Source organism: Rhizobacter sp. P3_B12, from assembly GCF_056402895.1.
Genome location: NZ_JBFUGN010001715.1, coordinates 1 through 606 on the forward strand (window position 1 = coordinate 1; position 606 = coordinate 606).

The following is a 606-nucleotide window of genomic DNA, read 5'->3' on the forward strand; positions in this document are numbered from 1 at the left end:
GCGCAGCGTGCCGGCCTGGCTGAGGAACAACATCTCGTCGTGGGCGACGGGCTGGTTCAACGGGGCGCCGAGTTCCTTCCAGTTGGGGAACAGTTCTGTGAGGGCGCGCGGGTCCATGATGGCGCCGCTCAGGATGTGGGCACCAGGCTCGGAGCCTTTCTCCAGCACGACGACCGAGATCTCCTTGCCTTGCGAAGCCGCCAGCTGCTTGAGCTTGATCGCCGTCGCCAGGCCGCCGGGGCCACCCCCGACGATCACGACGTCGTACTCCATGGATTCGCGCGGGCCGTGTTGCTCGAGGATGGCTTCGGGGGTCATGTCGGTCCTTGTGTCCTGGGCGCTGCGCGGCAGGCGGCGCTTGTCTCGGTGCGCGGCATTGTATCGGGGGCTGGTGCGGAAAAGAACGATCGTTCTTTTTTTGGATTGCCGGGTTTCGCCCCGGCGGGCGAGTCACTTTCTTTGTCTTGCCAAAGAAAGTAACCAAAGAAGGCGCTTCGAAAACCATACGGTTCGTTCAGTCTCGCTGCGGACAACGCTGACACTTCGGCTAGCCATCCACGTTCATTGGGATTGTTGGCCGTTCTCTTCCACACGACTCGTTCGCTT

General features: G+C 62.0%; 2 protein-coding genes. Both read right to left on the minus strand.

Annotated features, from left to right (window positions below; all coding sequences use genetic code 11):
• The coding region (locus tag AC1D01_RS37830) for an NAD(P)/FAD-dependent oxidoreductase (RefSeq protein ID WP_477875109.1) at positions 1-318 on the minus strand (318 nt) is incomplete at its 3' end.
• On the minus strand, positions 315-606 hold a 292-nt coding region (locus AC1D01_RS37835; RefSeq protein WP_477875111.1), incomplete at its 5' end, for a hypothetical protein. The genes AC1D01_RS37830 and AC1D01_RS37835, both read right to left, overlap by 4 nt.